The organism is Kitasatospora sp. NE20-6, from assembly GCF_045862635.1.
The window spans coordinates 14,065-37,593 of sequence record NZ_BPRL01000039.1 but is presented as its reverse complement, the minus strand read 5'-3'; the positions used below and the strand labels follow the sequence as shown (position 1 = coordinate 37,593).

22 protein-coding genes and 1 tRNA gene are annotated in these 23,529 nt (G+C 72.1%); 11 read left to right on the top strand and 12 right to left on the bottom strand.

Annotated elements, in window-relative coordinates; all coding sequences use genetic code 11:
• Positions 1-96 precede the first annotated feature (96 nt).
• Positions 97-170: transfer RNA gene (locus tag SNE206_RS25000), tRNA-Asp, on the top strand.
• 339 nt (positions 171-509) lie between these two features.
• On the opposite strand, the gene bldC is transcribed toward SNE206_RS25000, so the two are convergent.
• Both bldC and SNE206_RS24990 read right to left on the bottom strand, forming a co-directional pair.
• Complete coding sequence (bldC, locus tag SNE206_RS24995) at positions 510-716, bottom strand: developmental transcriptional regulator BldC (RefSeq protein ID WP_014137253.1); 207 nt, start codon at positions 714-716, stop codon at positions 510-512.
• Between the two features lie 510 nt (positions 717-1,226).
• Positions 1,227-2,147, bottom strand: coding sequence for a hypothetical protein (locus SNE206_RS24990; protein WP_407915740.1), 921 nt, complete (start codon positions 2,145-2,147; stop codon positions 1,227-1,229).
• 162 nt (positions 2,148-2,309) lie between these two features.
• Here SNE206_RS24990 and SNE206_RS24985 point away from each other — a divergent pair, with 162 nt between their 5' ends.
• Both SNE206_RS24985 and SNE206_RS24980 read left to right on the top strand, forming a co-directional pair.
• Positions 2,310-3,485 (top strand): Glu/Leu/Phe/Val dehydrogenase dimerization domain-containing protein, encoded by a 1,176-nt coding sequence (locus SNE206_RS24985; RefSeq protein ID WP_407915739.1) that lies wholly within the window; start codon positions 2,310-2,312, stop codon positions 3,483-3,485.
• Positions 3,486-3,859: 374 nt separating this feature from the next.
• Complete coding sequence (locus SNE206_RS24980; protein WP_407915738.1) at positions 3,860-4,105, top strand: DUF3073 domain-containing protein; 246 nt, start codon at positions 3,860-3,862, stop codon at positions 4,103-4,105.
• Between the two features lie 227 nt (positions 4,106-4,332).
• Here the strand turns inward: SNE206_RS24980 and purM are convergent, their stop codons facing one another.
• The 3 genes from purM to SNE206_RS24965 all read right to left on the bottom strand — a co-directional run bounded on the left by purM (position 4,333) and on the right by SNE206_RS24965 (position 8,131).
• A complete protein-coding gene (gene purM / locus SNE206_RS24975; RefSeq protein ID WP_407915737.1) occupies positions 4,333-5,418 on the bottom strand; it encodes a phosphoribosylformylglycinamidine cyclo-ligase in 1,086 nt (361 codons plus the stop codon).
• A 76-nt stretch (positions 5,419-5,494) separates the two neighbouring features.
• Positions 5,495-7,072 carry an amidophosphoribosyltransferase gene (gene purF, locus SNE206_RS24970; protein WP_407915736.1) on the bottom strand — a complete coding sequence of 526 codons (1,578 nt, stop codon included), beginning with the start codon at positions 7,070-7,072 and terminating at the stop codon, positions 5,495-5,497.
• Positions 7,073-7,312: 240 nt separating this feature from the next.
• Positions 7,313-8,131 (bottom strand): diacylglycerol kinase family protein, encoded by an 819-nt coding sequence (locus tag SNE206_RS24965; RefSeq protein WP_407915735.1) that lies wholly within the window; start codon positions 8,129-8,131, stop codon positions 7,313-7,315.
• A gap of 127 nt (positions 8,132-8,258) precedes the next feature.
• On the opposite strand from SNE206_RS24965, the gene SNE206_RS24960 reads away from it, so the two are divergent.
• Together SNE206_RS24960 and SNE206_RS24955 are read left to right on the top strand one after the other, a co-directional pair.
• Complete coding sequence (locus SNE206_RS24960; RefSeq protein WP_407915734.1) at positions 8,259-9,542, top strand: adenylosuccinate synthase; 1,284 nt, start codon at positions 8,259-8,261, stop codon at positions 9,540-9,542.
• A 121-nt stretch (positions 9,543-9,663) separates the two neighbouring features.
• Positions 9,664-10,269, top strand: coding sequence for a GNAT family N-acetyltransferase (locus SNE206_RS24955; RefSeq protein WP_407915733.1), 606 nt, complete (start codon positions 9,664-9,666; stop codon positions 10,267-10,269).
• 18 nt (positions 10,270-10,287) lie between these two features.
• Here the strand turns inward: SNE206_RS24955 and SNE206_RS24950 are convergent, their stop codons facing one another.
• Positions 10,288-10,710: a DUF350 domain-containing protein gene (locus SNE206_RS24950; RefSeq protein WP_407915732.1), complete on the bottom strand. Its 423-nt coding sequence runs from the start codon at positions 10,708-10,710 to the stop codon at positions 10,288-10,290.
• A gap of 87 nt (positions 10,711-10,797) precedes the next feature.
• Here SNE206_RS24950 and SNE206_RS24945 point away from each other — a divergent pair, with 87 nt between their 5' ends.
• A complete protein-coding gene (locus tag SNE206_RS24945) occupies positions 10,798-11,124 on the top strand; it encodes a hypothetical protein (protein WP_407915731.1) in 327 nt (108 codons plus the stop codon).
• 5 nt (positions 11,125-11,129) lie between these two features.
• A complete protein-coding gene (locus SNE206_RS24940; protein WP_407915730.1) occupies positions 11,130-12,350 on the top strand; it encodes a glutathionylspermidine synthase family protein in 1,221 nt (406 codons plus the stop codon).
• A gap of 173 nt (positions 12,351-12,523) precedes the next feature.
• Here the strand turns inward: SNE206_RS24940 and SNE206_RS24935 are convergent, their stop codons facing one another.
• The 3 genes from SNE206_RS24935 to SNE206_RS24925 all read right to left on the bottom strand — a co-directional run bounded on the left by SNE206_RS24935 (position 12,524) and on the right by SNE206_RS24925 (position 14,641).
• The gene (locus SNE206_RS24935; RefSeq protein ID WP_407915729.1) at positions 12,524-13,009 is read right to left on the bottom strand and encodes an LURP-one-related/scramblase family protein; all 486 of its coding nucleotides are present in this window, start codon (positions 13,007-13,009) and stop codon (positions 12,524-12,526) included.
• A gap of 136 nt (positions 13,010-13,145) precedes the next feature.
• Positions 13,146-14,060: a GlxA family transcriptional regulator gene (locus SNE206_RS24930; protein ID WP_407915728.1), complete on the bottom strand. Its 915-nt coding sequence runs from the start codon at positions 14,058-14,060 to the stop codon at positions 13,146-13,148.
• Positions 14,057-14,641 carry a cysteine hydrolase family protein gene (locus SNE206_RS24925; protein ID WP_407915727.1) on the bottom strand — a complete coding sequence of 195 codons (585 nt, stop codon included), beginning with the start codon at positions 14,639-14,641 and terminating at the stop codon, positions 14,057-14,059. The genes SNE206_RS24930 and SNE206_RS24925 overlap by 4 nt, the downstream gene beginning before the upstream one ends.
• A 224-nt stretch (positions 14,642-14,865) precedes the next feature.
• Between SNE206_RS24925 and SNE206_RS24920 the strand changes: the two genes are divergently transcribed.
• On the top strand, positions 14,866-16,680 hold the full coding sequence (locus tag SNE206_RS24920) for an NHL domain-containing thioredoxin family protein (protein WP_407915726.1): 1,815 nt from the start codon (positions 14,866-14,868) through the stop codon (positions 16,678-16,680).
• A 113-nt stretch (positions 16,681-16,793) separates the two neighbouring features.
• Here the strand turns inward: SNE206_RS24920 and SNE206_RS24915 are convergent, their stop codons facing one another.
• Together SNE206_RS24915 and SNE206_RS24910 are read right to left on the bottom strand one after the other, a co-directional pair.
• On the bottom strand, positions 16,794-18,098 hold the full coding sequence (locus SNE206_RS24915; RefSeq protein WP_407915725.1) for a M18 family aminopeptidase: 1,305 nt from the start codon (positions 18,096-18,098) through the stop codon (positions 16,794-16,796).
• 340 nt (positions 18,099-18,438) lie between these two features.
• Positions 18,439-20,268 carry an acyl-CoA dehydrogenase gene (locus tag SNE206_RS24910; RefSeq protein ID WP_407915724.1) on the bottom strand — a complete coding sequence of 610 codons (1,830 nt, stop codon included), beginning with the start codon at positions 20,266-20,268 and terminating at the stop codon, positions 18,439-18,441.
• A 215-nt stretch (positions 20,269-20,483) separates the two neighbouring features.
• On the opposite strand from SNE206_RS24910, the gene SNE206_RS24905 reads away from it, so the two are divergent.
• Together SNE206_RS24905 and SNE206_RS24900 are read left to right on the top strand one after the other, a co-directional pair.
• Positions 20,484-20,975 (top strand): SseB family protein, encoded by a 492-nt coding sequence (locus SNE206_RS24905; RefSeq protein ID WP_405012172.1) that lies wholly within the window; start codon positions 20,484-20,486, stop codon positions 20,973-20,975.
• A 121-nt stretch (positions 20,976-21,096) separates the two neighbouring features.
• Positions 21,097-22,047, top strand: a complete 951-nt coding sequence (locus tag SNE206_RS24900; protein ID WP_407915723.1) for a pirin family protein — start codon at positions 21,097-21,099, stop codon at positions 22,045-22,047.
• A 19-nt stretch (positions 22,048-22,066) separates the two neighbouring features.
• On the opposite strand, the gene SNE206_RS24895 is transcribed toward SNE206_RS24900, so the two are convergent.
• On the bottom strand, positions 22,067-22,891 hold the full coding sequence (locus tag SNE206_RS24895; RefSeq protein ID WP_407915722.1) for an integrase: 825 nt from the start codon (positions 22,889-22,891) through the stop codon (positions 22,067-22,069).
• A 337-nt stretch (positions 22,892-23,228) separates the two neighbouring features.
• Between SNE206_RS24895 and SNE206_RS24890 the strand changes: the two genes are divergently transcribed.
• Positions 23,229-23,465, top strand: a complete 237-nt coding sequence (locus SNE206_RS24890; RefSeq protein WP_405012175.1) for a DUF5302 domain-containing protein — start codon at positions 23,229-23,231, stop codon at positions 23,463-23,465.
• Positions 23,466-23,529 lie beyond the last annotated feature (64 nt).

The following is a 23,529-nucleotide window of genomic DNA, read 5'->3' as shown; positions in this document are numbered from 1 at the left end:
TCCGGCCGGTCGGAGCCGGTTCGACCTGGGGCCCCGCGATGCAGTACGATCTGTCTTGTTCGCAGGCGAGAGCAGGCGAACGGATCAGAAACATCTGGTCCCGTGGAGCAGTTGGTTAGCTCGCCACCCTGTCAAGGTGGAGGTCGCGGGTTCAAGTCCCGTCGGGATCGCAGTACAGGAGAGGCCCGGAACCGTCAGGTTCCGGGCCTCTCCGTGTTCTCCGGCACGTCAGGGCCGATGCTGCGTCAGCATCTCCTTACACCGAGTCAGGTCTAGACCTCAAGGTAACGAGTCTGTGACGGTCATCACTTATCCACCCTTGAGATCGGACACTTGAGACCCCTCCCCGGCCCCCCAGAATTTAATATGTAAAATTGCACATGCATTACCGGTAATTCCCCCCACCCCCACGGGCCCCACAGGAATCCCGCGCACGGCATGCCGAAGGGCCGCACACCCGACCCGGCGGAGTCAGGGGTGCGGCCCTCGGGAAAAGCTTCCGAAGCCCCTCAGGCCTCGGTGCGCTGGGCCGGAATACCGGCCAGCAGAGCACGTACCTCCGCCTCACGGTAGCGGCGGTGGCCGCCCAGTGTGCGGATGGACGTCAGCTTGCCCGCCTTGGCCCAACGGGTCACCGTCTTGGGGTCCACGCGGAACATGGTGGCGACCTCTGCCGGCGTCAGCAGAGGTTCGGCGTCAGGGGTACGAGCGGTCATGAGCGGCCTCCTCGGGAGAACCGAACCAGGGCGGTTCTATCCTTCAAATTCTGCACCTTGACCCGCGATGCCCGAAATGGCACAGACGGGCCGAGTCGGTAATAGGACGAACGGCTTGTCCTGATGTCTACAACTACACCATCCGTCCAGCCCCATCGGCCAAACCGCCTAAATTGCCCCCTGGCGGGTCAAGTGTGACGGACAGCCATGGACCATCCCATAACGGACAGTCACGAAATCATGACATTCGGCTACGAGATGACCAGACCCTCCGTTTCACCGCAAAGCACGCACCACCGTCAGATGCACCCAGAAGTGGACACACCGGGTTGAACTTGGGCTGGTTGTCCCATTTTTGCATATAGGGGTAAGTTCGCGTCAACGGTGAGTAGTGTCACGTTCGACAGGTATTGACCGAACCCGGACCATCGTCCTTCGGTCAGGGTCGAAGGTCCCTACCGTTCCTACCCCTGTTCACCGGTACTCTCACCCCGCACGGCTGACCTCGTGTCAGCTCGCCTGCCGCAGGGCCAGCACCCGCCGCCAGCGGGCGGTCACCGCCTCGTACGAGCGCACCGCCGCCTCGGTGTTCCCGGCCCGCAGCGCGCCGATGCCCGACTCGACCTCCCCGACCGAGCTCTCGGCGGCCAGCCCCTCGGCCCCGAGCAGGTGCACCAGGCCCCCGTAGTCGAGCTCCACCAGCGACCGCGGGTGGAACTCCTCCAGCCACCGGCCGACCTGCTCCACGCCGAGGACGAGGGCGCCGCCCGGTCCGCGCTGCGTCCCCGGCACGGACGTCCGCAGCGCCCGGTAGCCGCGCGCCACGCGGCGGCGGGCCTGCGCCATCGGCGTCAGGTAGAAGAGGGCCGCAGGGGCCGCAGGACGCCCGTCCCCGGCCGGTCCGGCGGGCACGAAGCGGCGGTCCTCCTCCCCGAAGGGCAGGCACCAGCGCACCGGGACCTCCCAGCGGCTGGTGAGCACCCACGGACGGGCGTCCGGATGGTCGGTCCGCCACCGGGCGTGGTCGGCCTCCGCGGCCGCCCGGACGGCCGGCGGGAGCACGGTGTCGAGGAGGAACGCGGGCAGCGCCCCGCGCAGCTCGTCCAGGGCCTGCCAGCTCCGCAGCCGGTCCGTCCACGGGCAGACGTAGGTGACCCCGTCGACCAGCCGCACGAGGGCCCGCCCGCCCTCCCGGTCGGGCAGGGCGCCCGGGGTCCGGCCCGCGAGCTCCGCCAGGGCGCGGCGCTGCTCGGCCAGGGCGGCGGCGGCGACCGCCCCGTCCGGCCCCTCGGCGTCCGGTCCGTGCTCCGCCGCATAGGCCTGCCAGCGGGTCCGCTCGGGCTCCGGATAGGCGGCGAGCGGCTCGTAGACCCGCAGCTGGGCGGCGTAGGGCGGGAGCACCGAAGTGCGCACGGCGGTCACACCCGGCATCGTCGCACGCACCGGCGGCCGCCGGGGAGGGTGCCGTGGACGGCTTCCGGTCGTTATGCCCGTGGGACCGTCAGGGGGCAGATCGGGTGGCGGACCCGGGGCTAGGCTTCGATCAGACGCCCGCACCACAGCCGCGGGCCCGCAGATACTGGAGTCACCACAGTGACCGACGTACACACCGCATCCGCCGCGCACCCCGCACCAGGAGTGCTCAGCAGGATCTTCGCGACCGGGCCGGACGCCGCGCCCGGTGACGGCCACGAGCAGGTCGTCCTCTGCCACGACCGGTCCACCGGTCTGAAGGCCGTCATCGCCATCCACTCCACCGCCCTGGGCCCGGCCCTCGGCGGCACCCGCTTCCACCGGTACGACACCGAGGAGGAGGCGCTGGAGGACGCGCTGCGGCTCTCCCGCGGCATGAGCTACAAGAACGCCCTGGCCGGGCTCGACCTGGGCGGCGGCAAGGCCGTCATCATCGGCGACCCCGCGCCGACCGCCGAGGGCGGCGACAAGAACGAGGCGATGCTCCGGGCCTACGGCCGCTTCGTGGAGTCGCTGGCCGGCCGCTACGTCACCGCGTGCGACGTGGGCACGTACGTCCAGGACATGGACGTCGTGGCCCGCGAGACCCGCTTCGTGACCGGGCGCTCCCCCGAGTACGGCGGCGCGGGCGACTCCTCCGTCCTCACCGCCTTCGGCGTCTTCCAGGGCATGCGCGCCTCCGCCCGGGCCCGCTGGGGCCAGCCCACGCTGCGCGGCCGCCGGGTCGGCGTCGCGGGCGTCGGCAAGGTCGGCCACTACCTGGTCGGCCACCTCGTCGCGGACGGCGCCACCGTGGTCGTCACGGACGTCTCCGAGGCGGCCGTCAACCGCGTGCGCGCCGCCCACCCCGGGGTGGAGGTCGTCGCCGACACCGCGGCCCTGCTGGGGGCCTCGCTGGACGTGTACGCGCCCTGTGCGCTCGGCGGTGCGCTCGACGACGCCACGGTCGCGGTGCTCGGCGCCGCCGGCACCGTGATCGTCTGCGGTGCGGCGAACAACCAGCTCGCCCACGCCGGCGTGGAGAAGGACCTCGCGGACCGGGGCATCCTCTACGCCCCCGACTACCTGGTGAACTCCGGCGGCGTGATCCAGGTCGCGGACGAGATCGAGGGCTTCAACTTCGACCGCGCCAAGAACAAGGCCACGAAGATCTTCGACACCACCCTGGAGATCTTCACCCGGGCCGCCGCCGACGGGGTGCCGCCTGCCGTGGCGGCCGACCGCCTCGCGGAGAAGCGGATGCGGGAGGTGAGCGCGCTGCGCTCGATCCTGCTCCCGGGCTCCCGCCGCTCCTGATCCGCGCCGCGTGCCGCCGGCGGGGGGCGGGAACCCGCCCCCCGCCGGTCACGATGTGGAACCGGATTCTCACTTGCTAGCCCGATCGGGCGATGCCCGCTCCTCCGGCGGGGGATAATCGACAGTGGAACGACAAGCCCGGGAATGCTCCCGGGAGCCTGCGGAAGCCGAAGAAACCTCCCGTGACCTGGAAAGACCTGGTTTCGGAGGCTGTGAGTGCGCGCCACGTCACACCCGTGACGTACCGTCCGGCGGCGGAAACAGGTACCGTTAATGCTCCAAGGGACGGCTCTCCCACTCCGGGCAGGCCGCTCCTGATCATGAACACGTGTCAGACTCGGGGCCGTGAGCCCCATCGTTGAGGGGGTCGACCCATGGGGCGCGGCCGGGCCAAGGCCAAGCAGACGAAGGTCGCCCGCGAGCTGAAGTACAACAGCGGCGGGTTCGACGCGAACCGTCTGTCTCATGAGCTGGGTGTATCTCCGTCCACCGCGATCGAGCCTGAGCCGATCGAGGAGGACGACGAGGACGACCCCTACGCGGCGTACGCGGATCTGTACGCCGACGAGGACGACGACGAGGACACCGCCGACAACGGCCACTCCCGCCGCCGCGCCTGACAGCCGACCGGGACCGGTCCGGCCACTCCACGAGTGCCGGACCGGTCTTCGGCGTGTCCGCACGCCTGACGTGCGGTCGCGGCCGGGCGGGCGTCCGCGGGCCGGCACACGGCTGCCGCGGGCGTCCGTCCGCAGTCCGGCCGCGCAGTCCGGCCGCGCAGTCCGGCCTGACAGGGCCCCGGGCGGCGGGGCCGCCCCCTGGGAGGCGGCCCCGCACCACGGACCGGTCAGGCGAGGGTGAAGCCCTCGTACGCGTTGTAGAGCGTTGCGGCGCCGTCGTGCTCGTCCGCGCGGTCGACGATGTCGCCGAGCAGCCAGGCCTCGACGCCGCGGTCCTCCAGGATCGCGAGGACGACGTCGACGGAGGACGGCGGCACGACCGCGACCATGCCGACGCCCATGTTGAGGGTCTTCTCGATCTCCAGGGTCTGCATGCGGCCGACCTGCGCGACGGTCTGGAAGACCGGCAGCGGGGTCCAGGTGCCGCGGTCCAGGCGGGCGTGCAGGCCCTCCGGGATGACCCGGGCCAGGTTGGCGGCCAGGCCGCCGCCGGTGACGTGCGAGAAGGCGTGGATCTCGGTGGCGCGGGTGAGCGCCAGGCAGTCCAGCGAGTAGATCCGGGTCGGCTCCAGCAGCTCCTCGCCGAGGGTGCGGCCGAACTCCTCGACCTGGCGGTCGAGCTTCCAGCCGGCCTCGTTGAGCAGCACGTGGCGGACGAGCGAGTAGCCGTTCGAGTGCAGGCCGGAGGCGGCCATCGCGATGACGACGTCACCCGCACGGACCCGCTCGGCGCCGAGCAGCGCGTCGGCCTCCACCACGCCGGTGCCGGCGCCGGCCACGTCGTACTCGTCCGGGCCGAGCAGGCCGGGGTGTTCGGCGGTCTCGCCGCCGATCAGGGCGCAGCCGGCCAGGGCGCAGCCCTCGGCGATGCCCTTGACGATCTGGGCGACGCGCTCGGGGACGACCTTGCCGACGCAGATGTAGTCGGTCATGAAGAGCGGCTCGGCGCCGCACACGACGAGGTCGTCGACGACCATGCCGACCAAGTCGTGGCCGATCGTGTCGTGCTTGTCCAGGGCCGCGGCCAGGGCCACCTTGGTGCCCACGCCGTCGGTGGCGGTGGCCAGCAGCGGACGCTCGTAGCGCTTGAAGGCGGAGGCGTCGAAGAGCCCGGCGAAGCCGCCGAGACCGCCGACGACCTCCGGACGGTTCGCCTTCTTCACCCACTGCTTCATGAGCTCGACGGCGCGGTCGCCCGCCTCGATGTCGACACCTGCGGCGGCGTAGGTGGCGCCGCTCTCGTTGCTGGTCACGTGCTGCGGCCCTCTCGGGTCATGGGGGTGGAAAAACAGCCGCAGGGCCCCCGGTCGGGGCCCTGCGGCCTGGGCACTAGGGGCGGCGCAGCGCGTCGGCCGCGCCGTGACCGCCGAGCAGCGACTGGACGCCGTCCAGGTCGCTGGTGGGCTTGCCGCGGACGGCCGGGGGCTGCTGGCTGCCGGCGATCTCGGCCTCCAGGAGCAGCTTGCCCAGCAGCGCCGGGTCGGGCAGCTCCATCGGGTAGACCCCGTCGAAGCAGGCCCGGCAGAGCTTGTCCTTGGGCTGCGCGGTGGCCTCGATCATGCCGTCGATCGAGATGTAGGCGAGCGAGTCGGCGCCGAGCGTCCGGCCGATCTCCTCGATGGTCATGCCGTTGGCGATCAGCTCCGCGCGGGTGGCGAAGTCGATGCCGAAGAAGCAGGGCCACTTGACCGGCGGGGAGGAGATCCGGATGTGCACCTCGGCGGCGCCCGCCTCGCGGAGCATCTTCACCAGCGCGCGCTGGGTGTTGCCGCGGACGATGGAGTCGTCCACGACCACCAGGCGCTTGCCGCGGATGACTTCCTTGAGCGGGTTGAGCTTGAGCCGGATGCCGAGCTGCCGGATGGTCTGGCTGGGCTGGATGAAGGTGCGGCCGACGTAGGCGTTCTTCACCAGTCCGGAGCCGTACGGGATGCCGCTGGCCTCGGCGTACCCGATGGCCGCGGGCGTGCCGGACTCCGGGGTCGCGATCACCAGGTCCGCGTCGGCGGGCGCCTCGGCGGCCAGCTTGCGGCCCATCTCCACGCGGGAGAGGTGCACGTTGCGGCCGGCGATGGAGGTGTCGGGGCGGGCCAGGTACACGTACTCGAAGACGCAGCCCTTGGGCTTGGCCTCGGCGAACCGCGAGGTGCGCATGCCCTGCTCGTCGATGGCGATGAGCTCGCCGGGCTCGACCTCGCGGATGAAGGAGGCGCCGCAGATGTCGAGGGCGGCGGTCTCGGAGGCCACCACCCAGCCGCGCTCCAGGCGGCCGAGCACCAGCGGGCGGATGCCCTGCGGGTCGCGGGCCGCGTACAGGGTGTTCTCGTCCATGAAGACGAGGGAGAAGGCGCCCTTGACCTTGGGCAGGACCTGCCGGGCGGTGTCCTCGATGGACAGCTCGGGGTAGCCCGCGAGGAGGGCGGTCACCAGGTCGGTGTCGTTGGTCGCCGCGGACCGGCCGGAGCGGGAGACGTGCTCCTCGCCCGGCAGTTCGGCGACCAGGGCCGCCAGTTCGGCGGTGTTCACCAGGTTTCCGTTGTGCCCGAGGGCCAGCGAACCGTGCACGGTCGCCCGGAAGGTCGGCTGGGCGTTCTCCCAGACCGACGAACCTGTTGTCGAGTAGCGGGCATGTCCGACGGCGATATGCCCGTGCAACGATCCCAGGGAGGTCTCGTCGAAGACCTGGGACACGAGGCCCATGTCCTTGAAGACGAGAATCTGGGAGCCGTTGCTCACTGCGATGCCCGCGGATTCCTGTCCGCGGTGCTGCAGGGCATAGAGGCCGAAGTACGTGAGCTTGGCGACCTCCTCGCCGGGAGCCCAGACACCGAAGACGCCGCAAGCGTCCTGGGGGCCTTTCTCGCCGGGAAGAAGATCGTGGTTGAGTCGTCCGTCACCACGTGGCACGTCTTCGAGTCTAGGCCAGTTCCGTACGCCTTCCCGAACAGGGGAGGGCCGGATCGTTGGACGAAACGGTGGCAACGCGCGTAGAGAAGGCCCCTTACACGTGTCTGCCCCGCTGCGGCGGGCGTTCGGCCCGGGCGCGCACTTCCCTTGTCACACGTGCTCTGCGGAGCGGCCGGGCGGCTGACGGCACGTCGGCGGGCGGGTCCGGGCGTGATCCTGCTCACCCGGCGAGGGAGCATCTCACCCGGCGGGGAGCATCAGCGCCCAGGCCCCCGGGTGCACCGTCCACGTCCGGTGCCGGACCGGGCCGACGGCGCAGCCGTCCGCGGTGTAGCCGAAGCCGCGGCCCGCCACGCTGAGGGTGGTCGCGCGCAGCCGGCGGGACGATCCACCCACCGTGATCTCCAGGACGAGTTCGCCGCCGTCGGCGCTCGCGGCGAGCAGCCGGACCTTCTCGTGGACGTCGGCGAGCAGCCGTCCGTCCGCCTCGACCCGCAGCCTGGTGCCGTCCGGGTCGGAGGTGGTCCCCTGCTCGGGCGCAGCCAGTTTCGCCCATAGCGAACGCAGGGACACCGGCCCCCGTCGGTGCTCCCCGACCACCCTCAGTTCGGCGAGCACCACCCCGCCACCGTCGTCGACCACCAGGTCGAGCTTGCGGGGGGCGCCGGCGAGCACCGCCCTGGCCGCGGCCACCGGCTCGGCGGGCACCCCGAGGGCACGGCAGGCCGCGGTCGACCCGGCCGGGCCGACCGGCACCGCGCCGACCGGGTCCGCGCCCAGGTCACGCTGTCGGTGGAGGGCCTGCAGCACCCGCTGCACGGCCTGGTCGGAACCGATCACGACCGGTCGGCGGCGACCGCGGTGCGACAGGATCCGGTCGAGTTCGGACGGGCTCTCGGGCAGGGCCACCTTGGTGTCCGCGCCCCCGCGGAGGACGTCCCGGGCGATCCGCACCGACTCGCCGTCCGCCCGGCCGGCCGCCGGGTCGACCAGCACCAGCAGCGGATCCCTCCCGCGCGGCTCGTCGGGACGGGACGCAGGCGTGGACTGGGACGACACGACCGGTCCTTCCTCAGGTAATCTCTCGGTGCAAGAGCCCCTTGCGCTATTGCGCCAGGGGCTTCGTCTATCTCGGGGCAGACTGCGGCCTTCCGCAGGATGCCCCAACCGGAAGGGGTGTACGCCTGTGCCGGCACTCGTGCTCGTTGGCGCCCAGTGGGGAGACGAGGGCAAGGGGAAGGCGACTGACCTCCTCGGTGGCTCCGTCGACTACGTCGTCCGTTACCAGGGCGGCAACAACGCCGGTCACACGGTGGTCATCGGCGACCAGAAGTATGCCCTGCACCTGCTCCCTTCCGGCATCCTCAGCCCGAACGTGACGCCGGTGATCGGCAACGGCGTCGTCATCGACCCGGGCGTGCTGCTCTCCGAGCTGAAGGGCCTGGACGACCGCGGCATCGACACCTCGAAGCTGCTGATCTCCGGCAACGCCCACCTGATCACGCCGTACCACCGCACCCTGGACAAGGTCACCGAGCGCTTCCTCGGCAAGCGCCGGATCGGCACCACCGGCCGCGGCATCGGCCCCGCCTATGCGGACAAGATCAACCGGGTCGGCATCCGCGTGCAGGACCTCTTCGACGAGTCGATCCTGCGGCAGAAGATCGAAGCGGCGCTGCACGACAAGAACCAGCTGCTGGTCAAGCTCTACAACCGCCGCGCCATCCCGGTCGAGCTGGTGCTGGAGGAGTACCTCGGCTACGCGGACAAGATCCGCCCGTACCTGGCCGACACCACCCTCGTCCTCGACGAGGCGCTCAAGGCCGGCAAGGTCGTCCTGCTGGAGGGCGGCCAGGGCACCCTGCTGGACGTCGACCACGGCACGTACCCCTTCGTGACCTCGTCGAACCCGACCTCCGGCGGCGCCTGCACCGGCTCCGGCATCGGCCCGACCAAGATCGACCGGGTCATCGGCATCCTGAAGGCGTACACCACCCGCGTCGGCTCGGGCCCGTTCCCGACCGAGCTGCTGGACGCCGACGGCGACGCCCTGCGCCGGATCGGCGGCGAGCGCGGCGTCACCACCGGCCGCGACCGCCGCTGCGGCTGGTTCGACGCCGTGATCGCCCGCTACGCGACCCGGGTCAACGGCCTGACCGACTTCTTCCTCACCAAGCTCGACGTGCTCACCGGCTGGGAGCAGATCCCGGTCTGCGTGGCCTACGAGATCGACGGCAAGCGCGTCGAGGAGCTGCCGTACAACCAGTCCGACTTCCACCACGCCAAGCCGATCTACGAGTCGCTGCCGGGCTGGTCCGAGGACATCAGCAAGGCGCAGACCTTCGACGAGCTGCCGAAGAACGCGAAGGCGTACGTGAAGGCGCTGGAGGAGATGTCGGGCGCGCCGATCTCCGCGATCGGCGTCGGCCCCGGCCGCACCGAGACCATCCAGATCAACTCCTTCCTGTAGGCCGCACCTCCGAAGGGCCCCGCACCGGCGTGCGGGGCCCTTCGGCGTTCCCAGGACACGTCGATTGAACTAGTGCAAACATGGATTGCATCTAGTGCAACAGCGCCCTACAGTCGGCGGCATGACCGCGAAGCAGCCCGCACCCACCGTCCTCACCGGCCGCCACGTCCGCCTCGAACCGCTCCGCGCCGACCACGCCCCCGACCTGTTCGCCGCGGCCGGCGGCGACGAGGAGGTCTGGCGCTGGCTGACGCACCCCGCGCCCCGCACCGAGGAGGCGATGGCCGCGATCGTCGGCTCCGTGCTCGCCGAGGCCGCCGCGGGCGCGTCCGTGCCGTTCGCCGTCGTCACCCCCGGCACCGGCCGGGCCGTCGGCGTCACCTGCTACCTCGACCTCGACGCCGGGCACGAGCGGGTGGAGATCGGCGGCACCTGGTACGCCCGCGCCGTGTGGCGCACCGCCGTCAACACCGAGGCCAAGCTGCTGCTGCTCACCCACGCCTTCGACGACCTCGGCATGGGACGGGTCAGCTGGAAGACCGACCACCTCAACGAGCGCTCGCAGAAGGCCATCCGCCGCCTCGGCGCACAGTACGAGGGCACCCTGCGCCGCCACCGCCGCCGGCCCGACGGCACCTGGCGCGACACCGTCTACTTCTCCATGCTGCACGACGAGTGGCCCGCGGCCAGGGCTCGTCTGACGGAGCGCCTGGCCGCGGGCCGGTAGGTCCCGGAGGGAGGTGGGTCAGGCGATCGAGGCCGCCACGATCGCCGCCACCGACAGGTTGCAGGCGGCCGTCACCCACACCGCGGGGTGCGGCTCGGGATCGACGAGCACCTCGCCGAGCCTGCCCGGCGTCAGCAGGTCGACCAGCCAGAACGCGGCCGCCATCAGCACCAGGCCGAGCAGGCCGAACGTGACGGTCGCCGCCAGGCCCTTACCGAACTCGTCGTAGGTGTACATGATCGCCGTGAAGACGATGCCGCCGATCCCCAGCAGCGCGGAACTCAGCACCACGGCGGCGTTCCGGTTGCGCTCCACCCAGATCTGGCGGCCCAGCTTGCCCGGCGTCAGCACGTCGACCAGGCCGACGCCCAGCAGCAGCAGCACCAGGCCCACCGCGCCGAACGCGGCGGCGACACCCAGGCCGTGGACGATGTCGTTCATGCTGTTCCCCCGGGGCGACGAGTCAAGGACCGGCAAAAGATATCCCATGGCCACGGTCCGGTGGACCCCCAAGTACCATCACCCGTCATGACCCCCACCGACACCGCTCCCGCCCGCCGGCGCTCCGGCGTCGTCGCCCTCGGCATGGTGGGCACCCTGGCGCTCGCCCTCACCGGCTGCGCCACCGGCGGCGGCGGCAGCGGCAGCGCCCCGCGGCGCTGCGTCGACCCCGGCACCCTCAAAGTGCTGGAGGACCACTCCTGCAGCGCCGGCACGGCCGCCGCCGCGGGCCGCTGGTACTACTGCGGCTCCGGCGCGCTGACCGCCGGCGGCGGCACCTTCGACAAGGCCGCCACCAAGCGCGGTGGCTTCGGCTGCCCCACCGGCAGCACCTCGGGCTCGGGCGGGGGCTGACCGGCATGCGCCGCCACACCGTCGAACCCCGGCCCGGCTGGCAGGCGGCCGTCGAGTCCCAGGGCCTCATCTACGCCGTCTGCGAGGACCCCCGCGACCCCGGCACCGAGTACGCCTACTGGGACGAGAGCGCCTACTACTCCTTCGCCCCGGCCGAGGTCGAGGCGCTGGAGGAGGTCGTCGACGAGCTGCACGAGCTCTGCCTGGAGGCCGCCGACCACGTGGTGCGCACCGGCCGCCTCGCCGACTACGGCATCACCGACCCGCGCCTGGCCGAGGTCGTCGGCACCTCCTGGCGCCGCCGCGAGGAACAGCCCTCGCTGTACGGCCGGTTCGACCTCGCGTACGACGGCACCGGGCCGGCCAAGCTCTTCGAGTACAACGCCGACACCCCGACCTCGCTGATCGAGGCGGCGAGCCCGCAGTGGTTCTGGATGGAGGAGCGCTTCCCCGAGGCCGACCAGTGGAACTCCCTCCACGAGCGGCTGGTCGAGGCGTGGGGCCGGCAGAAGGACCTGCTGCCCCCCGGCCCGGTGCACTTCGCGCACTCGCGCGGCGACACCGAGGGCGAGGACTGGATGACCACCCTCTACCTGCAGGAGACCGCCGGACAGGCCGGCCTGGAGACCGTCTCCATCGCGATGGAGGACATCGGCCTCGACAGCCTCTCCGGCCGCTTCGTCGACCTGGAGCAGCGCTACATCCGCTCGGCGTTCAAGCTCTACCCCTGGGAGTGGCTCGCCGACGACGAGTTCGGCGAGCAGCTGCTGGCCGGCATCGACCTGGGCGGCTCCACCGGCTCCACCCTGTGGATCGAGCCGCCGTGGAAGATGCTGCTCTCCAACAAGGCCCTGCTCGCGGTGCTCTGGGAGCTCTTCCCCGGGCACCCCAACCTGCTGCCCGCCTACCTGGACGGGCCGCGCGAGCTCACCGCCACCGGTTACGCGGCCAAGCCGCTGCTCGGCCGCGAGGGCGCCGGCGTGCGGATCGTCGAACCCGACGGCGCCCAGACCCTGCTCCCCGCCTGGGCCGGCGACCCGGACCGGTACGGCACCGAGGGCTTCTGCTACCAGCAGCTCTGCCCGCTGCCGGACTTCGACGGCAACCACCCCGTGCTCGGCGCCTGGGTCGTGGACGGCGAGGCCGCCGGCCTCGGCATCCGCGAGACCCACGACTCGCCGATCACCCACCAGGGCGCCCGGTTCCTGCCGCACGTCATCCTCTGACGGCCCGTCCGCCGGTGTCCGACCCGGCGTCCGACCCGGCGTCCGCGCGCGGGCGGCCCGTGCCCGGACCGGCGCCGGGCCGGTGCCGGTCGGACGTCCCGGCCGGGGCAACGGCGTCACCGCCGCCCCGCTCGCGGCCACCGACCGGTTCGCAGGGCGGCACCGGGGCCCGGTCAGTCGTTGTGCTCGACCATCCGGTCCAGGCAGACGGCCACGGCGAGGAGCAGCGGCACGTCCGCGCCCCCGGCGATCTCGACACCGTACATGTCGCGGATCCGGAACCACTTGCGGGAGATCTCGGCGACGGTGTCGCCGTCCGACTCGACCTTGTACTCCTTGTCGATCAGGTCGCCGTGGACCTCCAGTTCGCCCCCGCCCTCCAGCTCCACGTGGTACTTGTCGCGGAACGGCGTGAACAGCTTCTTACGGACGGTCGCGACGGTGTCGCCGTCGGCGTTCTCGATCTTCATCGCGTCCCGGACGGTGAGCACCTTCTCCTTGATCACCGCGACCACCGCACCCGTGGGGTCCTGCAGCTCGAAGGTGTCGCGCAGCCGCAGCACCTTGCCGTCCACCAGGAACGCCTTCTCGCCGTCGCCGTCCTCGATCCAGTAGTCGTCGCCGACCGCGAACAGCCGCTCCTTGACCACGTACTTCATGCCGCACCCGTTTTCCGTCGAGTCGGATGGAATCCTGCCGAGCACATCGTGCCGGACATCCTCCCCGCGCGGTCCGCCGACGGGCCGCGGGCCTCCCCCGGCACGGACCACGGAACCGGAGCCGGGCCGGGGCGGATCAGGCCGCGGCCGGACGGGCGCGCAGGCGCCGCAGCATCCGGGCGTCCAGGAACCCCACCGCGCGGGCCGCCGACTCGACCGTCGACCCCTGCCCGATCAGGTGCTCCGCGTGCTCCAGCCGCAGCTCCTGCTGGTAGCGCAACGGCGTGCAGCCGGTGGCCCGCACGAACCGCCGGGTGAGGGTCCGCTCGCTCACCCCCGCCGCCTCCGCGAGTCCGGCCAGCAGCAGCGGATCGGTGAACCGGGCGTCGATGACGTCCTGCACCCGGTGCACCACGTCGCTCAGGTGCGCGCGGTGCCGCAGCATCGCGCTCTCCTGCTGCTGGTCGCCGTTGCGGCGGGTGTGCACCACCATCGTGCGCGCCACCCGCGCCGCGGCGTACGGCCCGTGGCGCACCGCCAGCAGGTGCAGCGCCAGGTCGATGCCGCTGGCGATGCCGGCGGACGTGACCACGCCGCTGTCCTCCACGAACAGCACGTCCGGCACGACGGCCGCACGCGGGTAGCGGAGCGCCAGCTCGTCCTGCAGGTCGTGGTGGGTCGTGCAGCGCCGCCCGTCGAGCAGCCCGGCCCGGCCCAGCGCGTCGGCCCCGGAGCAGACGCTCGCCACCGTGCCGCCGGCCTCCCGGTGCGCGACCAGGCGCTCCAGCGTGGCGCGGCCGAACACCGGGCCGCGGGGCAGCACCGGGGAGCGCCAGCCCGGCACGACCACCAGATCGTCCGCGGACGGCGCCGGCCAGGACGTCCCGGCCCGCAGGCCGATCCCCTGCGCGGTGGGGATGTCCTCCTGCTCGCCCACGTACACCGTCTCGTAGCGGTGGCCGATGTCGGCGGCCGACGAGAAGACCTGCGCCGGACCGGCCAGGTCCAGCAGGTGCACCCGCGGCGCGAGCAGGAAGACCACCCTGGTCACGATCCGGTCAGCTCCTCGACGGTGGCGATCCGGGCGAAGCGGCCCGCGAGCGCGTACTCGGTACGGGCCGTGATCTCCCGTGCCGACAGGGTACGCGGGTCGGCGAGGATCTCCTCCCGGCTGCGGCCGGCCGGCGCGTCCCGGTGCTCGACGGGATGCGTCGCGGTGGCGTCGGTGACGAAGACGACGTCGTACCCGAGGTCGGAGCCGACCCGCGCCGTCGTCTCGCAGCACTGCTCGGTGCGGATGCCGCTGATCACGAGCTCGCCCACCCCGTGCCGGGTGAGCAGCTGCTGCAGGTTGGTGGTGGTGAAGGCGTTGTGCGAGGTCTTGGTGACGACGGGCTCGCCCGCGGCGGGCTCCAGCCCCTCGATCAGGCGCACGAACCCGAGCGCCGGGTCGAAGACCGTGCCCGACCCGGGATCGCTGTGGAGCACCCAGACGACGAGCTGCCCCTTCTCCCGGGCGGCGTCCACCAGCCGGCCCACCTGCTTCACGATCTGCGGGTTCGAGACGGACGCCCAGTCGGGGCGGCGGCGGAAGGACTCCTGGACGTCGATGACGACGAGTGCGGTCTGCATGCCTCCATGCTGGCCCGGCCCCCGCCGCCCGCCCAGGCATGATCCCGACCCGCACCGGACCGATCCGGTCACCCGGAGCGGGCTGCCCGCCCCACCCGGTCCGGGCGTCCTGCCCGTCCTGCACGTCCTCCGCGGGGCGCCGGGCGACGACGCCGGCGCGGGCACCCCGGCCCGCGTGCCGCCGGTCCGGAATGCGGACGCCCGTGGTGCGGTTTGATGGGGTTATGGCTTCTCGTGCACGCGTACGCGCCCCCGAACTGGCGGGCAAGGGCGGATGGCTCAACACCGGCGGCAAGGACCTGTCGCTGGCGGACCTCCGCGGCAAGATCGTCATTGCCGACTTCTGGACCTTCTGCTGCATCAACTGCCTCCACGTCCTGGACGAACTCCGGGAGCTGGAGGAGAAGCACCGCGACACCGTGGTGATCATCGGCGTGCACTCGCCGAAGTTCGTCCACGAGGCCGACCACCGGGCCGTGGTGGACGCGGTCGCCCGGTACGAGGTGCACCATCCGGTGCTCGACGACCCGGAGCTCGCGACGTGGAAGCAGTACGCGGTGCGGGCCTGGCCGACGCTGGTGGTGATCGACCCGGAGGGGTACGTCGTCGCGCAGCACGCCGGTGAGGGGCACGCGCACGCGATCGCCGCGCTGGTCGGGGAACTGGAGGCGGAGCACGCCGCGAAGGGCACGCTGCGGCGCGGTGACGGCCCGTACGTGGCGCCGGAGCCGCAGGCCGGCGACCTGAAGTTCCCCGGCAAGGCGGTGCGGCTGCCCGACGGCCACTTCCTGGTCGCGGACTCCGGGCACCACTCCCTGGTGGAGCTGGCCGAGGACGGCGAGACGGTGGTGCGCCGGATCGGCGACGGCGAGCGCGGGCTGGTCGACGGCGCCGCGCCGCGGTTCAGCGAGCCGCAGGGCCTCGCGCTGGTGCCGGAGGGCCTGGGCTTCGACGTGGTGGTGGCCGACACCGTGAACCACGCGCTGCGCGGCGTGCGGCTGTCGGACGGCAGTGTCACGACGCTGGCCGGCACCGGCCGGCAGTGGTGGCAGGGCTCGCCGACCGACGGCGCGGCGCGCGAGGTGGACCTCTCCTCGCCGTGGGACGTCGCGTGGTTCGACGGCCGGGTGTGGATCGCGATGGCCGGTGTGCACCAGCTGTGGGCGTACGACCCGGCGGCCGGCACGGTCGGCGTGGCGGCGGGCACCACGAACGAGGGCCTGGTCGACGGGCCGCTGGCGGAGGCGTGGTTCGCGCAGCCGTCGGGGCTGGCCGTCTCGGCGGACGGCGAGCGGCTCTGGGTCGCGGACTCGGAGACCTCCGCGGTGCGCTGGGTTTCACGTGAAACACGGAGCGTGCACACCGCCGTGGGCACCGGCCTCTTCGACTTCGGGCACCGCGACGGCGCCGCCGGGCAGGCGCTGCTGCAGCACCCGCTCGGGGTGACCGTGCTGCCGGACGGCTCGGTGGCGGTCTCCGACACCTACAACCACGCGCTGCGCCGGTTCGACCCGGCCACCGGCGAGGTCTCCACCCTGGCGACCGACCTGCGGGAGCCGTCCGGGGCGGTGCTGGTGGGCGACGACATCGTGGTGGTGGAGTCGGCCCGGCACCGGCTGACGCGGCTGCGGCTGCCCGAGGAGGCCGTGCAGGTCGAGTCGGTCGCGCACCGGACGCAGCGGGCGGCGACGGAGATCGCGCCCGGCGCCCTGCAGCTGGACGTGGTGTTCCAGGCCCCGTCCGGGCAGAAGCTGGACGAGCGCTACGGCCCGTCGACGCGGCTGCTGGTGAGCGCGACCCCGCCGGAGCTGCTGCTCTCCGGTGCGGGTGCCGACACGGACCTCTCGCGGGAGCTCGTGCTGAACGAGGCGGTCGCCGAGGGCGTGCTGCACGTCTCGGCGATGGCGGCCTCCTGCGACGACGACCCGGCGATCGAGTACCCGGCGTGCCACGTCCACCAGCAGGACTGGGGCGTGCCGGTGAAGCTGACGTCCGGCGGCGCGAGCCGTCTGCCGCTGGTGCTGGCGGGCATGGAGTGACCGGCGCCGGCTGAGCGCGGACGCGCAGAGGGGGGCGGCCCGGCCGGGCCGCCCCCCTCGTCGTGCCGGGGTCTCCGCGCGCCGGACCCCCTCCTGCCCGCGCGGACCGCGGGTCAGCCCTCCATGAACGCCTTGAGGGCGCCGGCGAGGAGGTACGGGTCGTCCGCGCCGCAGAGCTCGCGTGCGGAGTGCATGGAGAGCGCGGCGATGCCGCAGTCGACGGTGGTGATGCCGAGCCGGGCGGCCGTGATCGGGCCGATGGTGGTGCCGCAGGGCATGGCGTTGTTGGAGACGAAGGTCTGCCACGGCACGCCGGCCTTCTCGCAGGCGGCGGCGAAGACGGCCCGGCCGAGGCCGTCGGTGGCGTAGCGGTTGTTGACGTTGACCTTGAGGATCGGGCCGCCGTTGGGCATCGGGCGGTGACCCGGCTCGTGCCGCTCGCTGTAGTTGGGGTGGACGGCGTGGCCCATGTCGGAGGAGAGGCACACGGTGCCGGCGAGCGCCCGGGCGCGGTCCTCGACGGTGCCGCCACGCGCGTAGACGCTGCGCTCCAGCACGTTGCCGAGCAGCGGGCTCTGCGCGCCGGTGTCGGACTCGCTGCCGGTCTCCTCGTGGTCGAAGGCGGCCAGCACCGGGATGTAGGGCAGTCCGGCGCCGCCCTCGGTGGCGACGGCGGCGAGGGCGGCGGTGCCCGCGTGCACGGAGAGCAGGTTGTCGAGGCGCGGGCCGGCGAGCAGCTCGCGGTCCTTGCCGAGGTAGCAGGGCGGCTGCACGTCGTGCGTCATGAGGTCCCAGCCGACGACGTCCTCGGCCGGGACGCCCGCCCGCTCGGCCACGTACGCGACGAGGGAGCCCTCGGTGACCTCGCCGATCCCCCAGATCGGGGTGAGGTGGCGCTGCTTGTCGAGCTTGAGGCCTTCGTTGACCGCGCGGTCGAGGTGGATGGCGAGCTGCGGGACGCGCAGCAGGGCCTCGTCGATCAGGACGAGGCGGGCGGTGCCGTCGCGCAGGGCGAGGCGGCCGGAGATGCCGAGGTCGCGGTCGAGCCAGGTGTTGAGGGGCACGCCGCCGTAGATCTCGACGGCGACCTGCCGCCAGCCGGCCGCGCCGGTGTCGGGGATGGGCTTGACGCGGAGGTTCGGCGAGTCGGTGTGGGTGCCGACCACGCGGAACGGCGTCTCGGGCCCCGCCCCCGCGGGGACGTACCAGGCGATCAGCGCGCCGCCCCGGACGACGTAGCGGCCGCCGGCCTCCGCCCCCCAGGCGTCGGTCTCCCTGACCTGCCGAAAGCCCGCCTTCTCCAGCCGCTCGGCGGACGCGGCGACGGCGTGGTACGGCGACGGCGCGGCGCTGAGGTAGGCGATCAGATCGTCGGTGTGCGTCCGGTCGAAGTAGGCCGGGCGGGCGGCGGTCGACATGCTGCTCCTGGGTTGAGGGAGGTCGGGACGCCGGATGGGGGTCCCGGCTCCGCCTCTGAGCATATGCCCGTACACGGACATGACACGGGGAACTCAAAAACGGTGACCCAATGGTGAGGACACCAGGACGGGAACCGTACGGTCCGCGTGCCGCCCTGCCCGGGCAGGGGTCGCCGGCCGGCCGGTGATGCGTGAACTCGGCCGGGTGCGAAGGGTGTTGCCGCGAGGGGCGGTGGCCGGGCGGGATGCCGGCGGGGCCGGTCCCGGAGCATGGGGAAGCGGGGCCCGGCAGTGCCGGACCCCGCTTCGCCGAGGGTGTGTCAGGTGGACTTCAGGGGCCTCAGAAGGCCTCCTCCGCGAGCTCCATGATCCCGTTGTCCACGGCCTCGGCGATGAGTCGCTGCGGGGCGGTGGTGGGGAGGATGTTGCGGGCGAAGAAGCGGGCCGCGGCGACCTTGCCCTCGTAGAAGGGGATGTCCTTCTCCGAGGCGCCGGCCTCCAGCTTGGCGAGCGCGACGGCGGCCTGGCGGAGCAGCAGCCAGCCGATCACGACGTCGCCGGAGACCAGGAGCAGGCGGGTGGTGTTGAGACCCACCTTGTACATGTTCCTGGTGTCCTCCTGGACGGAGGTGAGGTCGGCGAGCAGCTTGCCGACGATGGCCTCCAGGTCGCCGGCGGAGGCGCCGAGCAGGGCGCGCTCGGCGGCCAGGGCCTCGCCGCCCTCGCCACCGGCGATGAACTTCTGGATCTGCTCGGAGACGGCCGTGAGCGCCTGGCCGCCGTCCTTGACGATCTTGCGGAAGAAGAAGTCCTGGCCCTGGATGGCCGTGGTGCCCTCGTAGAGGGTGTCGATCTTGGCGTCCCGGATGTACTGCTCGATCGGGTACTCCTGCAGGTAGCCGGAGCCGCCGAAGATCTGCAGGGACTGCGCGAGCTGCTCGTAGGACTTCTCGGAGCCGTAGCCCTTGACGATCGGCAGGAGCAGGTCGTTGAGGCCCTCGGCGGCCTTGTCCTCCTCGCCGCGCAGGCGGGCGGCGAGCAGGTCGTCCTGGACGGAGGCGGTGTAGAGCACCAGGGCGCGCATGCCCTCGGCGTACGCCTTCTGCTGGAGCAGCGAGCGGCGGACGTCGGGGTGGTTGGTGATGGTGACGCGGGGGGCGGTCTTGTCCATGAAGTTGGAGATGTCCGCACCCTGCACGCGCTCCTTGGCGTACTCCAGGGCGTTGAGGTAGCCGGTGGAGAGGGTGGCGATGGCCTTCGTGCCGACCATCATGCGGGCGAACTCGATGATCTTGAACATCTGGCGGATGCCGTCGACGGTCTCGCCGAGCAGCCAGCCCTTGGCGGGATGCTTGGCGCCGAAGGTCATCTCGCAGGTGTTCGAGGCCTTGAGGCCCATCTTGTGCTCGACGTTGGTGGCGTAGGCGCCGTTGCGCTCGCCGAGCTCGCCGGTCTCCCAGTCGAAGTCGTACTTCGGCACGATGTAGAGGCCGAGGCCCTTGGTGCCCGGCTTGCCGCCCTCGGGGCGGGCGAGCACCAGGTGGATGATGTTGTCGGACATGTCGTGCTCACCGGAGGTGATGAAGCGCTTCACGCCCTCGATGTGCCAGGAGCCGTCCTCCTGCTTGATCGCCTTGGTGCGGCCGGCGCCGACGTCCGAGCCGGCGTCGGGCTCGGTCAGCACCATGGTGGCGCCCCAGAGGCCCTCGACCATGCGCTGGGCGACCTTCTGCTGCTCCTCGGTGCCCTCGTCGTAGACGACGCCGGCGAAGGCGGGGCCGGAGGAGTACATCCAGATCGCCGGGTTGGAGCCCAGCACCTGCTCGGCGTAGGCCCAGACGAGGGAGGACGGGGTGACCTGGCCGCCGATGCCCTCCGGGATGCCCAGGCGCCACCACTCGGCGTCCATGAAGGTCTGGTAGCTCTTCCTGAACGCGGCGGGGACCGGCGCCGTGTTGGTCTCCGGGTCGAAGACCGGCGGGGTGCGGTCCGTCTCGGTGAACGACGCGGCGAGGTCGTTCTCCGCGAGGCGGGAGATCTCGCTGAGGATGTTCTTCGCGGTGTCGACGTCCATGTCGGCGAACGGACCGGTGCCGTACACCTGGTCGCGGCCGAACACCTCGAACAGGTTGAACTCCACGTCCCGCAGGTTGGACTTGTAGTGACCCATGACCGTTTCTCCGGTTCGTCTGCTTGCCGTGGGCCCGCCGTTCGAGCGCCCCACTTACCCACCAGTACGCACCATGATGCTACCCGGCAGTAACTTTGTTCAAGCCCTCTCACGGCAAAGCCTTATGAAGGTGGTCACGTCCCACAACCGCAGCGGCACCCGGATTGTGCGATACGCCTCCCCTGCGAGGCCGTCCCGCCCGCTAGCCTTGACCCGTGTACGGCTACGAGCAGACCGCATACCAGGACCCCTACCAGCAGCAGGCGGGGATGAACGGCATGCCCGGCCCCGGCCCGTACGGCGACCCCCAGCAGGCCGGCGCCCAGCAGTCGCTCTACCCCGAGCCCTCGCCGCCGTCGCTCGCGGACGCGGTCCGGGCGTTCACCACCGGGTCGATGCCGGTCGAGGACTTCCAGGCGATCTTCATCACCTCCAAGGTGCACTGCCCGCGCGGCGAGCGCCCCGGCTTCCTCGCCCTGCACAACACCCCGACGCCGGTGATCCCGATGTTCAGCTCGCTCAAGGAGCTGCGGCGGTACGCCGGCAAGGAGTCCAAGCACTTCAGCGTCACCGGCGCCGAGGTGCTCGACCTGCTGCCGACCGGCTACGGCTTCGCACTCGACATGGAGGGCGAGCACCGGATGGTCTTCGACGCGAAGGCCGTCGAACAGATGGTCGACTTCACCATGCGCCGGATGTACGGCTGACCGACGCCCCGGCGGACGGCCGCCCCGACCCCTCACTACATAGTTCAATATTCAACTTGCATGTGGTTGAGGATTGAACTAATCTTCAGGACGTAGGCCAGAAACCCCGAAGGAGGCCGACATGCCCGCCGTGACCGTCGAGAACCCGCTGACCCTCCCGCGCGTCGCCACCCCCGACCCCGCCACCACGGCGGGCCGGCCGGTGCTGACGGTCGTCACCGCGCCCGAGGGCTTCGAGGGCGAGGGATTCCCCGTCCGCCGCGCGTTCGCCAAGATCAACACGAAGTTCCTCGACCCGTTCATCATGATGGACCAGATGGGCGAGGTGGAGTACGCCGCCGGGGAGCCCAAGGGCACCCCGTGGCACCCGCACCGCGGCTTCGAGACCGTCACCTACCTGATCGACGGCGAGTTCATCCACAAGGACTCGCACGGCGGCGGCGGCCACCTCGGCGGCGGCGACACCCAGTGGATGACCGCCGGCTCCGGCATCCTCCACATCGAGACCCCGCCGGAGTCGCTGGTGCTCAGCGGCGGCCTGTTCCACGGCATCCAGCTGTGGGTCAACCTGCCGGCCAGCGACAAGATGACCCAGCCCCGCTACCAGGACATCCACGGCGGCCACGTCAAGCTGCTCTCCAGCCCCGACGGCGGCGCGATCCTGCGGCTGATCGCCGGCGAGCTCGACGGCCACCAGGGCCCCGGCGCGACGCACACCCCGATCACCCTGCTGCACGCCAGCCTCACCCCCGGCGCCGAGATCACCATCCCGTGGCGGCCCGACTTCAACGCGCTGGTGTACGTACTCAACGGCGACGGCACCGTCGGCGCCGAGCGCCGCCCGGTGCGCACCGGCCAGGCCGCCGTCTTCGGCGAGGGCGACACCCTCACCGTCTCCGCCGACGCCGTGCAGGACTCGCGCCACCCCAACCTGGACGTGATCATCCTGGGCGGGCAGCCCATCCGCGAGCCCGTCGCCTGGTACGGCCCGTTCGTGATGAACAGCCACCGCGAGCTGGAGCAGGCCATGAAGGACTTCCAGTCCGGCTCGTTCGGGCACCCGATCGCCTGACCGGGCACCGGCCGCGGGATCAGAGCCGGGCGTACACGGCGAACGCGTCGTCCGAGCGCTTGCCCCGCGGCCAGCGCGTGCAGTCGGCGTCGGCGTCCTCGACCGCCCGCACCTGGGCGATCAGCTCGGCCGGCCCCGACTCCGCGAGCAGCCGCAGCACGTCCGACCAGCTGCCGAGGCCGAACCGCTCCGTGTAACGGGCGGCGCCGTCGGTCAGCGCCGCCACGCCCCGCAGCCCGTCCAGCGCCACGAAGCCGGTCTCGGCGTGCTCGGCGGCCTGCGGTGCGGCGGCCGCGATCCACGGGCCGTGGCCGGAGTTGCGGGCGGCCCGCACGGCCCGCGCGTACGCGAGGTACAGGGCGGCCCGCTCCGCGCTCCCGGGGACGGTCGTCCAGATCTGCCGGCGCAGCAGCTCGCCGCCCGGGAAGCGCTGGTTGTCGCCGATGACCCGCGGCGCGCCGCCGTCGCGCGGGTGCAGCACCAGCAGCGAGTCGCCGAGCACGAGGTATTCGAGCGAGCCGCCGGACAGGCGGGCGGCGACGACCATCGCCGCCGGGGTGTTGGGGTTGGCGAGGTCGCAGCGGCCGCCGTGCAGGGCGGCCGTCTCGGCGATGGCGTCGGCCAGGCACTGCGCGATCGTCCGGTCGGCGCGGTCGGTGAGCCGGGCGAGGAGGTGCACGCCGAGCCTTCTGGCGTACCAGGCGGTGCCGTGGCGGCACCCGGACTCCAGGGTCTCCGGCATGCTGGACCCGTCCAGCAGCACCATGGCTTCGGCAGAGGCGGCGGCGAAGTCCTCGCTCTCGCGGCCCGGCCCGTACGGTTCTCCGGCGAGCTGTACCTGCATCCGACCAGTCTGCGGGCGGGAGCCCGCCCCGAACAGGGGTCGGACCGGCCTTCGCGGTCGGACCGGCGTGCGCCCGGCGCGCGGTGGCGACCGCCCGGGGCCGGGCATACCGTCGGGGGATCAGCCGGTCCCGTTCCCTGGAGTGCCGTGATGGTCTGGCAGTTCTTCGTCCTCGTGATCGCGTCGTTCTTCTTCCCGACGCTGGCCCTGCTGTACCTGATCGGCGGGCCGCGGTTCCCCGACGAACGGAAATGAGTGACCTCGGGTGCCTCTCGGCATGGCAGGGTGTGCACTGCACACGGCTCCGCTCCCGGGGCCCCGTACCGGAGGTCGCGTCATGAGCAAGGAAGCAGCCCCAACCGCCGAGCAGCCGGAGTCCGAGGCCGCCCAGGTCGACGCGCCGGCGGCCGAGGCGGCGCCCGACGACGTCAAGGCGAAGTTCCTCGCAGCGCTGGAGCGCAAGCACGGCGGCGGCGGCAATGCCGGCGGCGGGCCGGGCGGGGAGTCCAAGATCCACGGCACGCACGGCGCCGCGGGCGGCAAGCGCACCTTCCGCCGCAAGAGCGGCGGCTGACAGCACGTTCGCACGGCGGCGGGCAGGCTCCCCCGGGGGCCTGCCCGCCGCCGTGCGTCCGTCA

Coding starts and splice junctions, on each gene's coding strand:
- SNE206_RS24920 (WP_407915726.1), top strand. CDS start 14,866: ATGGCTTCTCGTGCACGCGTACGCGCCCCCGAACTGGCGGGCAAGGGC.
- SNE206_RS24955 (WP_407915733.1), top strand. CDS start 9,664: ATGACCGCGAAGCAGCCCGCACCCACCGTCCTCACCGGCCGCCACGTC.
- SNE206_RS24925 (WP_407915727.1), bottom strand. CDS start 14,641: ATGCAGACCGCACTCGTCGTCATCGACGTCCAGGAGTCCTTCCGCCGC.
- SNE206_RS24940 (WP_407915730.1), top strand. CDS start 11,130: ATGCGCCGCCACACCGTCGAACCCCGGCCCGGCTGGCAGGCGGCCGTC.
- SNE206_RS24935 (WP_407915729.1), bottom strand. CDS start 13,009: ATGAAGTACGTGGTCAAGGAGCGGCTGTTCGCGGTCGGCGACGACTAC.
- SNE206_RS24910 (WP_407915724.1), bottom strand. CDS start 20,268: ATGGGTCACTACAAGTCCAACCTGCGGGACGTGGAGTTCAACCTGTTC.
- bldC (WP_014137253.1), bottom strand. CDS start 716: ATGACCGCTCGTACCCCTGACGCCGAACCTCTGCTGACGCCGGCAGAG.
- SNE206_RS24900 (WP_407915723.1), top strand. CDS start 21,097: ATGCCCGCCGTGACCGTCGAGAACCCGCTGACCCTCCCGCGCGTCGCC.
- SNE206_RS24895 (WP_407915722.1), bottom strand. CDS start 22,891: ATGCAGGTACAGCTCGCCGGAGAACCGTACGGGCCGGGCCGCGAGAGC.
- SNE206_RS24945 (WP_407915731.1), top strand. CDS start 10,798: ATGACCCCCACCGACACCGCTCCCGCCCGCCGGCGCTCCGGCGTCGTC.
- SNE206_RS24950 (WP_407915732.1), bottom strand. CDS start 10,710: ATGAACGACATCGTCCACGGCCTGGGTGTCGCCGCCGCGTTCGGCGCG.
- SNE206_RS24990 (WP_407915740.1), bottom strand. CDS start 2,147: ATGCCGGGTGTGACCGCCGTGCGCACTTCGGTGCTCCCGCCCTACGCC.
- SNE206_RS24890 (WP_405012175.1), top strand. CDS start 23,229: ATGAGCAAGGAAGCAGCCCCAACCGCCGAGCAGCCGGAGTCCGAGGCC.
- SNE206_RS24915 (WP_407915725.1), bottom strand. CDS start 18,098: ATGTCGACCGCCGCCCGCCCGGCCTACTTCGACCGGACGCACACCGAC.
- SNE206_RS24980 (WP_407915738.1), top strand. CDS start 3,860: ATGGGGCGCGGCCGGGCCAAGGCCAAGCAGACGAAGGTCGCCCGCGAG.